At 66.3% G+C, this 17,120-nt stretch carries 13 protein-coding genes; 4 read left to right on the forward strand and 9 right to left on the reverse strand.

Features of this window, described 5'->3' with window-relative positions; all coding sequences use genetic code 11:
* The first annotated feature begins 69 nt into the window (after positions 1-69).
* Genes AC1U2B_RS15560 through AC1U2B_RS15570 form a run of 3 tightly spaced genes read left to right on the forward strand, consistent with a single transcriptional unit; the run spans position 70 to position 2,655 of the window.
* Positions 70-1,128, forward strand: coding sequence for a type III polyketide synthase (locus AC1U2B_RS15560; protein ID WP_480217465.1), 1,059 nt, complete (start codon positions 70-72; stop codon positions 1,126-1,128).
* Between the two features lie 4 nt (positions 1,129-1,132).
* A complete protein-coding gene (locus AC1U2B_RS15565; RefSeq protein WP_480217466.1) occupies positions 1,133-1,642 on the forward strand; it encodes an isoprenylcysteine carboxyl methyltransferase family protein in 510 nt (169 codons plus the stop codon).
* On the forward strand, positions 1,639-2,655 hold the full coding sequence (locus tag AC1U2B_RS15570) for an NAD(P)/FAD-dependent oxidoreductase (protein WP_480217467.1): 1,017 nt from the start codon (positions 1,639-1,641) through the stop codon (positions 2,653-2,655). Before AC1U2B_RS15565 ends, AC1U2B_RS15570 begins: the two co-directional genes overlap by 4 nt.
* Positions 2,656-2,729: 74 nt before the next feature.
* On the opposite strand, the gene AC1U2B_RS15575 is transcribed toward AC1U2B_RS15570, so the two are convergent.
* The 8 genes from AC1U2B_RS15575 to AC1U2B_RS15610 form a co-directional block, all read right to left on the reverse strand.
* Entirely contained in the window at positions 2,730-6,680 is a 3,951-nt protein-coding gene (locus AC1U2B_RS15575) for a DNA-directed RNA polymerase subunit beta' (protein WP_480217468.1), read from the reverse strand.
* A 59-nt stretch (positions 6,681-6,739) separates the two neighbouring features.
* The gene (gene rpoB / locus AC1U2B_RS15580; protein ID WP_260937337.1) at positions 6,740-10,243 is read right to left on the reverse strand and encodes a DNA-directed RNA polymerase subunit beta; all 3,504 of its coding nucleotides are present in this window, start codon (positions 10,241-10,243) and stop codon (positions 6,740-6,742) included.
* A 607-nt stretch (positions 10,244-10,850) separates the two neighbouring features.
* Complete coding sequence (locus AC1U2B_RS15585; RefSeq protein ID WP_480217469.1) at positions 10,851-11,873, reverse strand: ABC transporter ATP-binding protein; 1,023 nt, start codon at positions 11,871-11,873, stop codon at positions 10,851-10,853.
* Positions 11,874-12,132: 259 nt separating this feature from the next.
* Entirely contained in the window at positions 12,133-12,519 is a 387-nt protein-coding gene (rplL, locus tag AC1U2B_RS15590) for a 50S ribosomal protein L7/L12 (RefSeq protein WP_043401646.1), read from the reverse strand.
* A 48-nt stretch (positions 12,520-12,567) separates the two neighbouring features.
* Positions 12,568-13,095 carry a 50S ribosomal protein L10 gene (gene rplJ / locus AC1U2B_RS15595; protein ID WP_043401643.1) on the reverse strand — a complete coding sequence of 176 codons (528 nt, stop codon included), beginning with the start codon at positions 13,093-13,095 and terminating at the stop codon, positions 12,568-12,570.
* Positions 13,096-13,375: 280 nt separating this feature from the next.
* A complete protein-coding gene (locus AC1U2B_RS15600; RefSeq protein WP_480217470.1) occupies positions 13,376-14,287 on the reverse strand; it encodes an ATP-grasp fold amidoligase family protein in 912 nt (303 codons plus the stop codon).
* 4 nt (positions 14,288-14,291) lie between these two features.
* Positions 14,292-15,230: a methionyl-tRNA formyltransferase gene (locus AC1U2B_RS15605; protein WP_480217471.1), complete on the reverse strand. Its 939-nt coding sequence runs from the start codon at positions 15,228-15,230 to the stop codon at positions 14,292-14,294.
* A 130-nt stretch (positions 15,231-15,360) separates the two neighbouring features.
* Positions 15,361-15,798 carry an anthrone oxygenase family protein gene (locus AC1U2B_RS15610; RefSeq protein ID WP_480217472.1) on the reverse strand — a complete coding sequence of 146 codons (438 nt, stop codon included), beginning with the start codon at positions 15,796-15,798 and terminating at the stop codon, positions 15,361-15,363.
* A gap of 78 nt (positions 15,799-15,876) precedes the next feature.
* Between AC1U2B_RS15610 and AC1U2B_RS15615 the strand changes: the two genes are divergently transcribed.
* On the forward strand, positions 15,877-16,305 hold the full coding sequence (locus AC1U2B_RS15615) for a winged helix-turn-helix transcriptional regulator (protein ID WP_133759533.1): 429 nt from the start codon (positions 15,877-15,879) through the stop codon (positions 16,303-16,305).
* On the opposite strand, the gene AC1U2B_RS15620 is transcribed toward AC1U2B_RS15615, so the two are convergent.
* Complete coding sequence (locus tag AC1U2B_RS15620; RefSeq protein WP_480217750.1) at positions 16,206-17,114, reverse strand: ROK family protein; 909 nt, start codon at positions 17,112-17,114, stop codon at positions 16,206-16,208. The genes AC1U2B_RS15615 and AC1U2B_RS15620 overlap by 100 nt on opposite strands.
* Between the last annotated feature and the right edge of the window lie 6 nt (positions 17,115-17,120).

Genomic DNA, 17,120 nt, shown 5'->3' on the forward strand with positions numbered 1-17,120 from the left:
CCTAGTTGTCTCGCGAGCCGGGATGAACCCGTCCGGCCCCGATCTCGTGATCTAGGTATAGGAGGGATGATGAGCGTAATCGCAAGTGTCCGTAGCGAACTGCCGCCCCACCGATACACCCAGGAACAAATCACCGATGCGCTGCTGGAGCTTCCCGGCTACGCCGCGCACGAGGACGCGATCCGCAAACTGCACCGCAGTGCCAGAGTCGAAACCCGGCACACGGTCCTGCCGCTCGCGGACTATCCGGGCCTGACCGACTTCGGCCGCGCCAACGACGTCTTCATCGAGCACGCGGTGGCCCTCGGGTGCGCCGCGATCCGGGGTGCTCTCGACGATGCCGGCCTGAAACCCGCCGACGTCGACGTCATCTACACCACCACCGTCACCGGGGTGGCGGTGCCGACGCTGGACGCCCGCATCGCCGGTCTGATCGGCCTGCGTCCCGATATCCGACGGGTGCCGCTGTTCGGGCTGGGTTGTGTCGCCGGGGCCGCCGGAGTGGCACGGGTCAACGACTACCTGCGCGGAGCGCCCGACGACGTCGCGGTGCTGCTGGCGGTGGAGCTGTGCTCCCTGATGCCGAAAGCCGAACCGTCGATGGCGACCGTCGTCGGCTCCAGCTTGTTCGGCGACGGAGCCGGCGCCGTCGTCATGGTCGGCGACCGCCGCGCCACGACCGTCGACGCCGCCGGGCCGGAAGTGCTCGACTCGCGCAGCCACCTCTACCCCGACTCCGAACGCACGATGGGCTGGGACATCGATTCGAGCGGCTTCCGCCTGGTGCTCTCCCCCGACGTGCCGAAGGTCATCGAGACCTACCTCGGCGACGACGTCACCAATTTCCTTGCCGCACATGGCCTCGAGACCGCAGACATCCGCACGTGGGTCAGCCACCCGGGCGGGCCCAAGGTGATCGAGGCGATCACCGCGACGCTGGGTCTGCCCGACGATGCGCTCGAGCTGACGTGGCGATCGCTGGCTGAAGTGGGCAACCTGTCGTCGGCGTCGGTGCTGCACGTCCTGCACGACACCATCGCCAAACGTCCGCCCGCGGGCAGCCTCGGCCTGATGATGGCCATGGGCCCGGGCTTCTGCTCCGAGCTGGTCCTGCTGCGGTGGCGCTGATCCGGTGGCTTGGTACCTGACGCTGATCGCGGCCGTCGCAGTCGAACGGCTCGTCGAGTTGGTGGTCTCCAAGCGCAACCTCGCCTGGTCGCTGGCGCGCGGCGGCACCGAGTACGGCTTCGGCCACTACCCGTTCATGGTCGTGCTGCACATCGGGTTGCTGGTGGCGTGCGTACTCGAACCGCTGCTGCTCGATCGGCCGTTCATCCCCGCGCTGGGCTGGCCGATGCTGGCCGCGGTGCTCGCGGCGCAGGCGCTGCGGTGGTGGTGCATCGGCACACTCGGGCCGCAGTGGAACACGCGCGTCATCGTCATCCCTGGCGCGTCGCGGGTGGTCGCCGGCCCGTACCGGTGGCTACCGCACCCCAACTACGCCGCAGTGGTGATCGAGGGGTTCGCGCTGCCGCTGGTCCACACCGCGTGGCTGACGGCCACGGTGTTCACGGTGCTCAACGCGCTGCTGCTGCGCACCCGGCTGCGCGTCGAGAACGCCGCGCTGGCGAGCCTGTCGTGATCGACCTGCTGGTGGTCGGCGGCGGCCCGGCGGGGCTCGCGACGTCGCTCTACGCGGCGCGCGCCGGACTGGAGGCGGTTGTCGTCGAGCGCCGTCCCGGCACGTTGGACAAGGCCTGCGGTGAAGGGATGATGCCGCACTCCCTCGCGCATCTCGACCGGCTGGGTGTGGTGGCGCCCGGCCGGACGCTGCGCGGCATCAGCTATCACGCGGGTGCGACGCGGGTCGAGGCCGCGTTCCGTGGCGGGGTGGGCCGCGGGGTGCGCCGGACGACGCTGCACGCCGCGATGTCCGACGCGGCGCGGGCGGCCGGGGTGAAGTTCGTCCAGGGTGCGGCCGGTGCGATCACCCAGGATGCCGACGGTGTTCGCGCCGGCGAGCTCCGGGCCCGCTATCTGGTGGCGGCCGACGGGCTGCACTCCCCGATCCGTCGCGACCTCGGGTTGGCACGGCCGGCCGCCGGCCCGCGCCGCTGGGGTATCCGCCGGCATATACAGCTGGCGCCGTGGACCCACAACGTCGAGGTGCACTGGAGTCGCGAGACCGAGGCGTACGTGACACCGGTGGCCGACGACTGCGTCGGCATCGCGATCCTGTCCGCGGGTCGTGGAGGTTTCGACACGAAGTTCGCGGCGTTCGACGAACTGCGCCAGCGCGTCGAGGGACATGAATTCGGGCCCGACCTCGCGGCCGGCCCGTTGCGGCAGCACGTACGCACCCGGGTCGCGGGCCGGGTGCTCCTGGTCGGCGACGCCGCCGGCTACGTCGACGCCCTGACCGGTGAAGGTCTGGGGTTGGCGTTCAGCGCAGCCGAGGCGCTGGTCGACTGCGTCGTCCGCGACCGGGTCGACGAATACGACCGTCGCTGGCGGAACCTCACCCGCCGCTACCGGCTGCTGACCGAGGCGCTGGTCCGGGCCGCGGCCGTTCCTGCCGTGCGGTCCCGCATCGTCCCGGCCGCAGCCGCCCTGCCCAAAGTGTTCACCGGCGCGGTCAACCTGCTCGCCAACTGACTGCCGAACAGACGCGAAAACCCCCAAAACCCGAAGGTTTTGGGGGTTTCCACGTCTGCTCGCGCAGCTACGCGCTAGCGGTAATCGCTGTAGCCGTAGTCATCCAGCGGCACGGCAGCACCAGTGGCCTGGCCGAAGTCCGGGCTGTAGTACTGATCCTCGTAGGACGGGATCGTGTACGCCGCTGCGCGGGCTTCCTCGGTCGGCTGGACCTGGATGTTGCGGTACCGGTTGATGCCCGTACCAGCCGGGATCAACTTACCGATGATCACGTTCTCCTTCAGACCCTGCAGCTTGTCGCTACGGCAGTTGATTGCCGCATCGGTCAGCACGCGAGTGGTCTCCTGGAACGACGCCGCCGACAGCCACGAGTCCGTGGCCAGCGATGCCTTCGTGATACCCATCAGCACCGGACGTCCGGCCGCGGGCTCGTTGCCCTCGGCCACGACGCGGCGGTTCTCCGACTCGAACTCGCTGCGCTCGGTCAGCGAGCCGGGCAGGAACTCCGTCGAACCCGAGTCGATGATCGTCACGCGACGCAGCATCTGCCGGACGATGACCTCGATGTGCTTGTCGTGGATCGACACACCCTGAGCGCGGTAGACCTCCTGGACCTCCTTGACGAGGTGAATCTGCACCTCGCGGGGGCCCTGGACGCGTAGCACCTCGTGGGGGTTCGCCGAACCCTCCATGAGCTGCTGGCCGACCTCGACGTGGTCACCATCGGCCAACAGGCGCTCCGAACCGTCCTCGTGCTTGAACACCTTCAAGCGGCGGTTACGACGCGGCAGCTTGTCGTAGACGACTTCCTCGCCACCATCGTCGGGAACGATGGTGATCTTGTAGAACTTGTCGTCTTCTTCCAGGCGAATCCGGCCGGCCACGTCGGCGATCGGAGCGACGTTGCGAGGCACGCGGGCCTCGAACAGCTCCTGGACGCGCGGCAGACCACCGGTGATGTCGTCACCGACGCCACCCTGGTGGAAGGTACGCATGGTCAGCTGGGTACCGGGCTCACCGATGGACTGGGCGGCGACGATGCCGACGGCCTCGCCGATGTCGACCAGCTTGCCGGTGGCCATCGAGCGGCCGTAGCACTTGGCGCAAACACCGGTGCCGGTGGCACAGGTCAGCACCGAACGCACCTTGACCTGCGAGATACCCGCAGCCAGCAGTGCCTCGATCGCCGGGTCACCGAGATCGTGGCCACGCTCGACGACAACGTTGCCGTTGGCGTCGACCGCATCGGTGGCCAGGGTCCGCGCGTACGCGGAGGTCTCGATGTGGGCGTCACGCACCAGCGAACCGTCGGCCTGAGCCTCGGCCAGCGTCACCATCACGCCGCGTTCGGTCTCACAGTCGGTCTCGCGGACGATGACGTCCTGCGACACGTCGACCAGACGACGGGTCAGGTAACCCGAGTCGGCGGTACGCAGAGCGGTATCGGCCAGACCCTTACGAGCACCGTGGGTGTTGATGAAGTACTCCAACACCGTCAGGCCCTCGCGGAACGAGGACTTGATGGGCCGCGGGATGAACTCACCCTTCGGGTTCGTCACCAGACCCTTCATGCCCGCCAGGGTGCGGGTCTGGGTGAGGTTACCGGTGGCGCCCGACTTCACGATCGTGATGATCGGGTTGTCCTCCGGGTAGTAGGCCTCCAGGGCCTTACCGACCTCTTCCGTGGCCTGCTGCCAGATCTTGACCAGTTCACCGTTGCGCTCGTCGTGGTTCAGACCACCGCGCTGGTACTTCTTCTCGATCGCGTCGGCCTGGCCCTCGTAGCGCTCCAGGATCTCCGCCTTCTGCGGCGGCACCAGAACGTCGGCCATCGAGACCGTCACGCCCGAGCGGGTCGCCCAGTGGAAACCGGCATCCTTCAGCTTGTCGACGGTCTGCGCCACGACGATCATCGGGTACCGCTCGGCGAGATCGTTGATGATCGCCGCCTGCACCTTCTTGTGCATCTGCTTGTCGACGAACGCGTAGCCCTTCGGCAGCAGCTCGTTGAACAGCACGCGGCCCAGCGTGGTCTCCGCGGTCCAGGCGTCGCCCGGCTTCCAGCCGTTCTCGAACAGCTGAGCCTCGATCTCGGCCGGCGGACGCAGGTGCGTCAACCGAATCTTGATCTTCGCGCGCACCGACAGCGCACCACGGTCCATGGCCATGATGGCCTCGGCCGGGCTGCTGTAGACGCCCTGCTCGGCACCGTCCTTGCTGGCCGGCACGAACTCGCCGGTGTCACCCTCGATGAGGGTGGTCAGGAAGTACAGACCGGTCACCATGTCCAGACGCGGCATGGCCAGCGGGCGGCCCGACGCGGGAGACAGGATGTTGTTCGACGACAGCATCAGGATGCGTGCCTCGGCCTGCGCCTCGGCGGACAGCGGCAGGTGGACTGCCATCTGGTCACCGTCGAAGTCGGCGTTGAACGCCTCACACACCAGCGGGTGCAGCTGGATGGCCTTGCCTTCCACCAGCTGCGGCTCGAAGGCCTGGATACCCAGGCGGTGCAGCGTAGGTGCACGGTTCAGCAGCACCGGGTGCTCTGCGATGACCTCTTCGAGGACATCCCACACCTGGGGACGCTGACGCTCGACCATGCGCTTGGCGCTCTTGATGTTCTGCGCGTGGTTCAGGTCGACCAGACGCTTCATCACGAACGGCTTGAACAGCTCGAGGGCCATCAGCTTCGGCAGACCACACTGGTGCAGCTTGAGCTGCGGGCCGACGACGATGACCGAACGGCCCGAGTAGTCGACGCGCTTGCCCAGCAGGTTCTGACGGAAGCGGCCCTGCTTGCCCTTGAGCAGGTCGGACAGCGACTTGAGCGGACGGTTGCCCGGACCGGTGACCGGCCGGCCACGACGGCCGTTGTCGAACAGCGCGTCCACAGACTCCTGCAGCATGCGCTTCTCGTTGTTGACGATGATCTCGGGCGCGCCGAGGTCGATCAGTCGCTTCAACCGGTTGTTGCGGTTGATGACGCGGCGGTACAGGTCGTTCAGGTCGGAGGTCGCGAAGCGGCCACCGTCGAGCTGAACCATCGGGCGCAGCTCCGGCGGGATCACCGGAACGGCGTCCAGCACCATGCCCATGGGCGAGTTGCGGTTCGTCTGGAACGCGGCGACAACCTTCAGACGCTTGAGGGCGCGAAGCTTCTTCTGGCCCTTGCCGTTCTTGATGGTGTCGCGCAGCGACTCGGCCTCGGCGTCGATGTCGAAGGTCTCGATGAGCTTCTTGATCGACTCGGCACCCATGGCGCCCTGGAAGTACTCGCCGTAGCGGTCCTGCAGCTCGCGGTAGAGCACCTCGTCGACGATGAGCTGCTTCGGCGCCAGCTTGCTGAAGGTGGTCCAGATCTCGTCGAGCCGGTCCAGCTCACGCTGGGCCCGGTCGCGGAGCTGACGCATCTCGCGCTCGCCACCGTCGCGCACCTTGCGGCGCACGTCGGACTTGGCGCCATCGCGCTCCAGCTCGGCGAGGTCGGCCTCGAGCTTCTGCGAACGCTCGGCGAGATCGAGGTCCCGCTGATCTTCCACAGCCTTCTTCTCGACGACCATCTCGGCCTCGAGCGTGGACAGCTCGTTGTGCCGCATCTCGGTGTCGACCGCGGTGATCACGTAGGCCGCGAAGTAGATGATCTTTTCCAGATCCTTCGGGGCCAGGTCCAGCAGGTAGCCCAAGCGCGACGGAACGCCCTTGAAGTACCAGATGTGGGTGACCGGAGCCGCCAGCTCGATGTGGCCCATGCGCTCACGACGCACCTTGGCGCGAGTCACCTCGACGCCACAGCGCTCGCAGACGATGCCCTTGAAGCGGACGCGCTTGTACTTGCCGCAGTAGCACTCCCAGTCGCGAGTCGGTCCGAAGATCTTCTCGCAGAACAGGCCGTCCTTTTCGGGCTTGAGCGTGCGGTAGTTGATGGTCTCCGGCTTCTTGACCTCGCCGAAGGACCAATTACGGATGTCTTCCGCGGTGGCCAGGCCGATGCGGAGTTCATCGAAGAAGTTGACGTCTAGCACGTAACTCCCTTTCCCCTTGCGGGTGTATGAATCAGAAAAAGCTGACTACGGACGGTTGACTAGGCGAGGTCTTCAACAGACGCGGACTCGTTCCGCGACAGGTTGATACCCAAATTCGCGGCGGTGCGCTCCAGGTCCTCGTCATCGCTGTCGCGCATCTCGATCGCGGCGCCGTCCGAAGACAGCACCTCGACGTTGAGGCACAGCGACTGGAGTTCCTTGAGCAGAACCTTGAACGACTCCGGGATACCCGGCTCCGGGATGTTCTCGCCCTTGACGATCGCCTCGTAGACCTTCACGCGCCCGACGGTGTCGTCGGACTTGATGGTCAGCAGCTCCTGCAGCGTGTAGGCCGCGCCGTAGGCCTGCATGGCCCAGCACTCCATCTCACCGAACCGCTGGCCACCGAACTGCGCCTTACCACCGAGCGGCTGCTGGGTGATCATCGAGTACGGGCCGGTCGAACGCGCGTGAATCTTGTCGTCGACCAAGTGGTGCAGCTTCAGGATGTACATGTAGCCGACCGTCACCGGGTACGGGAACGGCTCACCCGACCGACCGTCGAACAGCATCGACTTGCCCTCGGCGTTGACCATGACGTCGCCGTCACGGTTCGGCAGCGTCGAGCCCAGCAGGCCCTCCAACTCGCCTTCGCGGGCACCGTCGAACACCGGGGTGGCGACGATGCTGTCGCGCGGGGCGCTGTGCATGCCTTCGGGCAGGTTCGCTGCCCACTCCGGCTCGCCTTCGATGTTCCAGCCGGCCTTGGCGACCCACCCGAGGTGGGTTTCCAAGATCTGGCCGATGTTCATACGACGCGGCACACCGTGGGTGTTCAGGATGATGTCCACCGGGGTGCCGTCAGGCATGAACGGCATGTCCTCCTGCGGGAGGATCTTGCCGATGACGCCCTTGTTGCCGTGGCGGCCGGCGAGCTTGTCACCGTCGGAGATCTTGCGCTTCTGGGCCACGTAGACGCGGACCAGCTCGTTGACACCGGCGGGCAGATCGTCGTCGTCCTCGCGCGAGAACACGCGGACGCCGATGACCTTTCCGGACTCACCGTGCGGCACCTTCAGCGAGGTGTCGCGGACCTCACGGGCCTTCTCACCGAAGATGGCACGCAGCAGACGCTCTTCCGGGGTCAGCTCGGTCTCACCCTTCGGGGTGACCTTGCCGACCAGGATGTCGCCGTCGCGGACCTCGGCGCCGATGCGGACGATGCCGCGCTCGTCGAGGTCAGCCAGCACCTCGTCGGAGACGTTCGGGATGTCCCGGGTGATCTCCTCGGCGCCCAGCTTGGTGTCGCGGGCATCGATCTCGTGCTCCTCGATGTGGATCGAGGTGAGCACGTCCTGCTCCACGAGCCGCTGGCTCAGGATGATGGCGTCCTCGTAGTTGTGGCCTTCCCACGGCATGATCGCCACGAGCAGGTTCTTACCGAGGGCCATCTCACCGTTCTCGGTGCAAGGACCGTCGGCGATGACCTGGCCGGCCTCGACGCGCTGCCCCGAGTCCACGATCGGGCGCTGGTTGGCGCACGTGCCGTGGTTGGAGCGGTTGAACTTGCGCATCCGGTAGGTGTGCCGCGAGCCGTCGTCAGCCATGACGGTGACGTAGTCGGCGGAGACCTCTTCGATGACACCCGACTTGTCGGCGACGACGACGTCACCGGCGTCGATGGCGGCACGCAGCTCCATACCGGTACCGACCAGCGGGGCCTCGCTGCGCACCAGCGGAACCGCCTGGCGCTGCATGTTGGCACCCATCAGGGCGCGGTTGGCGTCGTCGTGCTCCAGGAACGGGATCATCGCGGTTGCGACGGACACCATCTGGCGCGGCGAGACGTCCATGTAGTCGACGTCGTTGGCCGTCACGAACTCGACCTCTCCACCCTTACGGCGGACGAGGATCTTGTCCTCGGTGAAGCGGCCGGCATCGTCCAGCGGCGAGTTGGCCTGCGCCACGACGTGGCGGTCCTCCTCGTCGGCGGTCAGGTAGTCGATCTGGTCGGTGACCACGCCCTCGACGACCTTGCGGTACGGGGTCTCGATGAAGCCGAACGGGTTCACCCGTGCGTACACCGACAGCGAACCGATCAGACCGATGTTCGGGCCTTCAGGGGTCTCGATCGGGCACATGCGGCCGTAGTGCGACGAGTGGACGTCGCGGACCTCGAGGCCGGCACGCTCACGGGACAGACCACCGGGGCCCAGCGCCGACAGACGGCGCTTGTGGGTCAGACCCGACAGCGGGTTGTTCTGGTCCATGAACTGCGACAGCTGGCTGGTTCCGAAGAACTCCTTGATCGCCGCCACGACGGGACGGATGTTGATCAGGGTCTGCGGAGTGATCGCCTCGACGTCCTGGGTGGTCATGCGCTCACGCACGACGCGCTCCATACGCGACAGGCCGACCCGGATCTGGTTCTGGATCAGCTCGCCCACGGTACGCAGACGACGGTTGCCGAAGTGGTCGATGTCGTCGACCTCGACGGGGACCTCGACGCCGCCGGGGGCGGTCATCTTGGTGTCACCGTCGTGCAGGCGCACCAGGTACTCGATGGTGGCGACGATGTCCTCTTCGGTCAGCGTCGTCGCGGTCACCTGAGCCGGGTTGCCGTCGTGCAGGCCCAGCTTCTTGTTGACCTTGTACCGGCCCACGCGGGCCAGGTCGTAACGCTTCTCCTTGAAGAACAGGTTCTCCAGCAGGGTCTGCGCCGACTCCTTGGTCGGCGGCTCGCCCGGGCGCAGCTTCCGGTAGATATCCAGCAGGGCCTCGTCGGGACCGGCGGTCGGGTCCTTCTCGAGGGTGCCCATCATGATCTCGGAGAAGCCGAAGCGCTCGCGGATCTGCTCGCTGGTCCAGCCGAGCGCCTTCAGCAGCACGGTGACCGGCTGGCGACGCTTGCGGTCGATGCGGACACCGACGGTGTCGCGCTTGTCGACGTCGAACTCCAGCCAGGCGCCACGGCCCGGGATGACCTTGACGCTGTGCAGGGTCTTCTCGGTGGCCTTGTCGATGGACTCATCGAAGTACACACCGGGCGAACGGACGAGCTGCGAGACGACGACGCGCTCGGTGCCGTTGATGATGAAGGTGCCCTTTTCGGTCATCATCGGGAAGTCGCCCATGAAGACCGTCTGGCTCTTGATCTCGCCAGTGGTGTTGTTGATGAACTCAGCCGTGACGAACAGCGGGGCCGCGTACGTCTGATCCTTTTCCTTGCACTCGTCGACCGGGGCCTTGACCTCGTCGAAGCGCGGGTCGGAGAAGCTCAGCGACAGAGTGCCGGCGAAGTCCTCGATCGGCGACAGCTCGGCGAGGACCTCTTCGAGGCCACCGACGGGGTTGATGTCGCCACGATCGACTGCCTTCGCGCGCCAGCGGTCGGAACCGATCAGCCACTCGAAAGAATCCGTCTGCACGTCGAGCAAGCCCGGAACCTCGAGCGGTTCGCGCAGCTTGGCGAACGAGACTCGGTTCGGCGCTCCTGGGACGGAGTTGTTGGAATCTACTGACTTGCTCTCGCGAGAGACTGCCAAGATGCGTCCTTCCAGCACCTGATGCGACTGTTCCGGTGCCGGTCGAAACCGGTCCGAAGTGCCGCTCTATCTGTGTCGGTCCGGCTGGCGTTCTCACAGTCCGGGCCTTACAAGACACAGGGCACGCGACTAGATCACTAAGCAGGGCTCAGGCTAGAAGGTGTCAGGTGCGGGTGAGGTGGGCAGGATGCAGCCAGCGCAACGTCCAACATTAGCGTAGGACGGCGCATTCCTCAACCACGGCATGTTTGGAGAGGGTTTTAACGGATAACGCTGGCTGGCGTCTGGACCCATCAACAAAACCCTTGAATACATGCTGCCCAACAGATTGGCCCGTTTGCGGGCCTCAGTCAAGAGTTGCCACGGTGTTTGGTGTGGAGTTTTACCGGCAAATTGCGATCCGGGCCGCTGACATCGTGACCCAGCGGGCTCCGCGGCGCCACTCGCACGCCGCCGCCGACGGACCTGCCGTGACCAAGATCACCGGCGTTGCCGCCCTCGCAACACGCTCGAGCGTGCGCTCAGCGCGCCCCGGGGGGAGATTTCGCGATCTGTCTGCACCCTCGCCGACAGAAATCGCGCCCGGGCTGAGGCAGCCCGGGCGCGATTTTCGACGTTCTGCGGATCAGGCCCGCGGAATCTGAGCCGTCACCGGGTCATCGGAGCGACCGCTCCTGTTGAGGTCTTCGAGGATGGCGGCCTGCGCGGCGGGCGGCAGGGTGTGCAGGATCGAACGCACCCGAGCCTGACGACGAGCCACGGCCTGACGGACCGGCATGCCCGGGGTCACCTCGATCTGCGGCGGCACACCCTCGATCTCTTCGACACCACCATCGGAGTGACCGGCATCGATCGCGGCCTGCTCGGCAGCGGCGGTCGCGGCGTCCTTCTCCTCGGACATACCGATGGGGCCGATACGACGACCGTTGAGGAACTGCTTGACCGCCGGCTCCTCACTGGTCAGCAGCACCTCGCGGGGGCCGAACATGACCAGGTGCTTGCGGTAGAGCATGCCGATGTTGTCCGGCACCGTACGCACGATGTTGATGTTGTGCGTCACGATCAGCACCGTGGCGTCGATCTGCGCGTTGATGTCGATCAGCAGCTGCGACAGGTAGGCGGTACGGACGGGGTCCAGACCGGAGTCCGGCTCGTCGACCAGGATGATCTTGGGGTCGAGCACCAGGGCGCGGGCCAGGCCGGCACGCTTGCGCATACCACCGGAGATTTCGCCCGGGAACTTGTGACCGTCGTTGGGCATACCCACGACGTCCAGCTTCTCCATGACGATCTTGCGGATCTCGGACTCGGACTTCTTGGTGTGCTCGCGCAGCGGGAAGGCCGTGTTGTCGTAGATGTTCATCGAGCCGAACAGCGCGCCGTCCTGGAACAGCACACCGAACAGGGTGCGGATCTCGTAGAGCTCCTTGGCCGAGCACTCGATGATGTTGGTGCCATCGATGACGATGGAGCCACGCTCGGGGCGCAGCAGGCCGATCAGCGACTTCAGGAACACCGACTTACCGGTACCGGACGGGCCCAGCATGACGCTGACCTCGCCGGCGGGGATGGTCAAAGTGACGTCTTCCCAGATCTTCGACGACCCAAAGGACTTGCTCAGTCCTGTCACGTCGATTTGGACGCCCATGTGAGATCCCTTCCGCCAGCGCTCGCGCGCCATTTGCTGCCCTGCCTGTGGCTTGAGTCACTGTAGCGCATCGATCGCGAGCTGATGCACCTTGTTCCAACTATCGGACGGCCCGCCCAGAAGTCACTCCGATGGGCACTGAGCCAACTACCCCATGGTCCCCGACGGGGTCGGAAATACCCCGATTTATAACCCCTGAAAAGCGAAATCCCCCGGAGTCCGCAATGGACTCCGGGGGAAAACGTCAGTTCTGGCGAACTTACTTGACGGACACCGAAGCGCCGGCGGCCTCGAGCTTGGCCTTGGCGTCCTCGGCGGCCTCCTTCGAGACCTTCTCCAGCAGCGGCTTGGGGGCGCCGTCGACCAGGTCCTTGGCTTCCTTCAGGCCCAGGCCGGAAACGATCTCGCGGACGACCTTGATGACGCCGATCTTCTTGTCGCCGGCACCCTCGAGGATGACGTCGAACTCGGACTGCTCTTCAGCAGCCTCGGCGGGAGCAGCAGCGCCACCAGCGGCGGCAACGGCGACCGGAGCAGCGGCGGTGACGTCGAAGGTCTCCTCGAACTGCTTCACGAACTCCGAGAGCTCCAGCAGGGTCATTTCCTTGAACGCGTCGAGCAGTTCTTCAGTGGACAGCTTGGCCATGTGAATGGTCCTTCCTTGGTTTTTCTTGTTTTGGTTGGTCTAGATGGATCAGGCAGCCGACTCGGCGGCCTTCTTGTCCTGCAGAGCGGCGGCCAGGCGGGCAACCTGGGACGCGGGCGCAACGAACAGCGCCGCGGCCTGGGACTGCTTCGCCTTGAGGGCGCCGGCCAGCTTGGACAGCAGCACTTCGCGCGACTCGAGGTCGGCGATCTTCTCGACCTGGGCCACAGACAGCGCAGCGCCGTCCATGTAGCCGCCCTTGATGACGAGCTGCTTGTGATCCTTCGCGAACTTCTTGATTGCCTTCGCGGCATCGACCGGCTCGCCGGTGATGAACGCGATGGCGGTCGGACCTGCGAACAGGTCGTCGAGGCCTTCGATCCCGGCCTCCGAGGCAGCGCGCTTGACCAGGGTGTTCTTGGCGACCGTGTAGGTCGTCGAGGCACCAAGGGAGCGACGCAGCTCGGCGAGATTGGCAACCGTCAGACCGCGGTACTCGGTCACGACAGTGGCCGTCGAGGCCTTGAACTGTTCGGCAATGTCAGCGACCGCAGTGGCTTTGTCAGCCTTGGCCATACATGCCTCCTTGTGGTGTATTCATCGGCCCACTGGAGACTGCCGGAGATTCGGCTTCGATCGAGGTCAGAAATGCAAAGCGCCCCGACACAGAAAGGTCGGGGCGCGCAGAATCAAAACTCTGAAAACCTCGTCCTCCTGCGTGGGCCGCCAGGCAGTGCCTGGGCCTTCAACCGATTGCTCGGTGACCGACGGTCTTCGGTGGAACTGGATCAGAGTAGCCGATGGCCTGCCGATCAGCCAAAACGGCCCGAGACGGCAGTGCCGCGGACTCAGCCGCCTATGGCTGTCCGCGGCGCACCTGGTCGGCGGTCGGCAGCCGCCACTGCCGGCCCTGCTCGAGGTCGAAGCTCATCGGCTCGTAGCGCAGCATGCCGGTGCCCGGGTACGGGGTGTACTCCCCGAACCACACGTCGCCGTCGACGGCATAGAGGTCGACGCGGATGAAGTCCCAGTCCGCACCCAGGGTGCGGGCGATCTCGAGCATCTTGTCCAGCTCCACCGGCCGCTCTTCGGCGGCCACCGGGTGGATGCGCCAGCGCACGGGTAGCCGGCGCCAGTCGGCGTCCAGGAAAGTCGTGGTCTGGCTCTTGCCGAACCGGCCCCGATTCACCTGGATGAGCTCCACGCGGCCGTCGAACACGAAGAACTTGTAGTCGACCGGCGGCTGACCGTCCGGCGTGGGGATGCGTTCCTCGATCAGGAGCAGCGGGCGGGCTTCGCTGTAGCCCCACTCGCCGAGCTCCAGTGGCGTCTCCTGGAACCAGCTGCTGGTCTGGTCCTGCAGGCGGGCCAGATCGGTCTGCGGATCAGGACCGAACAGCGCCTGACCACTGCTGGCATTGGGCTTGAGCACCCACGGCGGCAGTGTCGTCAGGTCCCCCGCGTCCCGCAGATCGGTACCCGACCAGTACGTGGCGGGGATGCGGAGATCGGCGCCCGGATACGCCGCCCGGGCCATCTCTTTCATCCACATCTTGTCGCAGGCCTTGATGATCCGTTCCCGGCGATCGTTGAAGATGCGCCAGTTCACCTTCTCGTTGAAGGTCTGCGGCTCGTCGAAGTTGCCCCGCTTGCGGATCATCAAGAGATAGAGGACGTGCCGCAGGAACCGGACCGGAATCAGCGCGAGCATCCGGCGGCGGATGGACATGAGCCACGACGGCGTCGCGATGTATGTCAGCAGCGGCACGGGTTCAGGCCTCGCTGGTCAGGTAACCGCCGCGACGGAAGAACTCCGCTCCGCCGTGTTCCACGCCGTCGGCCGTGCGGAGTCGGGTGATGACCAGGCCGAGGTTCCCACCGCGGTAGGCGTTCGGGCCGCAGACCACGGCGCCGCCGCCCTCCTGCACGATCACGCGGCCCGGGGTGCCGCCGTAGCGGATTTCGGAGACCTTCGCCGCCAGCACCTCGATCCGTTCACCGAGGTAGCAGGTGAAGGCGGGCGGGTACGGCGCCGACAGCGCGCGCACCAGTCGTTCCAGGTCCTCGGCCGGCCAAGTCCAGTCGATGAGGCTGTCGCGTTCTGACCGCTTGTGGAAGTAGGTGCGGGTCGCCTTGTTCTGCGGCCGCCACTGCGGATTGCCTGATTCGAGGGCCGCAAACGCTTCCTTCAGCGCGCCGGGGATCAGGGCGATGCCACGCTCGACCAGTTCGGTGCCGGTGTCGTGCGGGCCGATGGGCAGCGAATGCTGAACGAGGATGTCCCCGGTGTCGAGGTCCTCGTCCATCCGGTGCACCGTCAGGCCGATCTGAGCCTCGCCGCTGATCAGCGACCAGATGACCGGGGAGAAGCCGGTCCCCTTCGGCAGCAGGGAGTCGTGCAGGTTCAGCGTCCCGTACGGCGGCAGGTCATACAGCTCGTCCGTCATCCGCGTGTACCAGCTGTTGACGACGATGACGTCGGGTTCTGAACGCTTGACCAGGTCGATCGTCTCGTGGTCGGCCCGCATGGTCAGGTGCACCGGGATGTCGTGCGACTGGGCGAGTTCCTCGACCGAATCCGAGAAGATCGCCTTGTACGACTCTGTGCTGGTCGGATGCGTGACCACCATCGGCACGTCGTGTCCCAGATCGATCAACGCCTGCAGCGTCTTGACCCCCCACGTCTGGAAACCGAAGAAGACGACGCGCATGCCACTACCTCACTAAGTCTGATTCAACTGGGCGAGTGAAGAGATGTTCACGCACCGTTAACAAGATCAACTTAGCTTAGTCTTACCTAAATCACAGGCCTACCTCATGTCCGGCCAGCGGACACCGGCCTCACCGGGGCAGCGCCACCAGGACGAACGCCACCAACAGGAGCGCCACTCGCAACCAGTGCAGCCGGTCCCAGCGGTGGGCCAGCGCACGGTTCGTCGGCGCCTCGTCAGGACCGGCGCCCGCCCACGCCGCGACCCGGTTGTTGATCGGCACCAGCGTGGTCAGGGTCAGGACCATCACCACCCCCATCACCACCACGGCGGCAATGGCCAGCGGCGCCCGCCCGAGCACCGCATCCCCGACCAGCAGTGCGGCCGCGGCGATGTACCAGAACGGCATCACCGTCCCGAGGAGCCGGCTGCCGGTCGCGCGCGCCTGGCGGTAGGCGTCGTCGGGCAGCCGTTCCAAGATCGGATTCATGAACGCGGCCACGCCGAACTCGACACCGACCAGCGTGCCGACGACGATCACGGTGAGTAGTTGCGCAATGTGTTCCATGACATCGAGCCTGGTCACTATGCTGACAAATAACAAGGTACTGACAAATTAGTCAGCATGATGACCAGGAGGTGCACCGTGGCGGTATCGAAGAAAGAGATCGGCGAGTGCCCGATCGACGCCGCCCTCTCCGTCGTCGACGGCCGCTGGAAGGGCACCATCCTGTGGCGGCTCGCGGACGGTCCGATGCGCACCGCCGAACTCCGGCGCAGCATCCCCGACATCACCGAGCGGATGCTCATCCGGCACCTGCACGAGCTGGTGGCCGACGGCATCATCGACCGCCACGATGCCGGCACGGTGCCGCCGTGCGTGCACTACTCGATCTCCGAGTACGGCAAGACGCTTGGCCCCGTGCTGTGGGCCCTGTGCGATTGGGGCCGAAAGCACATGGAGCGCAACGCTTCTCAAGAACGAAACAGGGCCGCCGCGCCGACCAGGCCGGCGTCGCCGCCGAGCGCGGCGGGCACCACCCGCAGGCCGCGCAGGAAGCTCAACCCCGCATAACGGGGCAGCGCCGCCCGCAACGGGGCGAACAACACCTCCCCCGCGTTCGCCACACCTCCACCGAGCACCGCCAGATCCAGATCGCAGACCGCCGCCGCCGACGCGATGGCGACCGCGATCGCATCGGCACCGCGCGCGAACGCCTGCACCGCAACCGGATCCCCCCGGCCGGCAGCGTCTGCCAGCGCCTTCGCGTCGGCATCCGCCGGCGCGTCCCAGCCGTGCTCGTGCGCCCAGCGCGCCAGGTGCGGACCCGAGGCCACCGCCTCCACGCAACCCTGACCACCGCACGCGCAGCGCGGGCCGTCGGGGTCCACCACGACGTGCCCGATGTGCCCGGCATTGCCGGTGCGACCGAGGTACGGCGCGCCATCGAGCACCAACCCGCCGCCGATACCGGTCGACACCACCATGCCGAGCAGGAACTGCGCCCCCTGACCGGCCCCGCGCCATTGCTCACCCATGGCCAGGCATACGACGTCACCGGCCAGCCGTACCGGCAGGCCGGTACGCTCGGTGAGTCGCTGCACCAACGGAAACTGTTGCCAGACAGAGATATTCAGCGGACTCACGGTGCCCGCCGAGACGTCGATGGGACCGGCGGAGCCGACGCCCACACCGCGCAGCGGGCGCCCGCCGGCCGCACCGAGAGCGGCGCCGACCAGGGCGTCGACGGTTGCCCACACCTGCTCGCGGTCCGCGTGCGGCGTGGGCAGCTGCGCGCGGTGCACGAGCGCGCCATCCGGGTCGACGAGCGCCGCGGCGATCTTGGTGCCGCCGACGTCGAGAGCGAGGGTCAGTTCGGGCATCGTGGC

Source organism: Mycolicibacterium sp. P4_G11 (assembly GCF_056555145.1).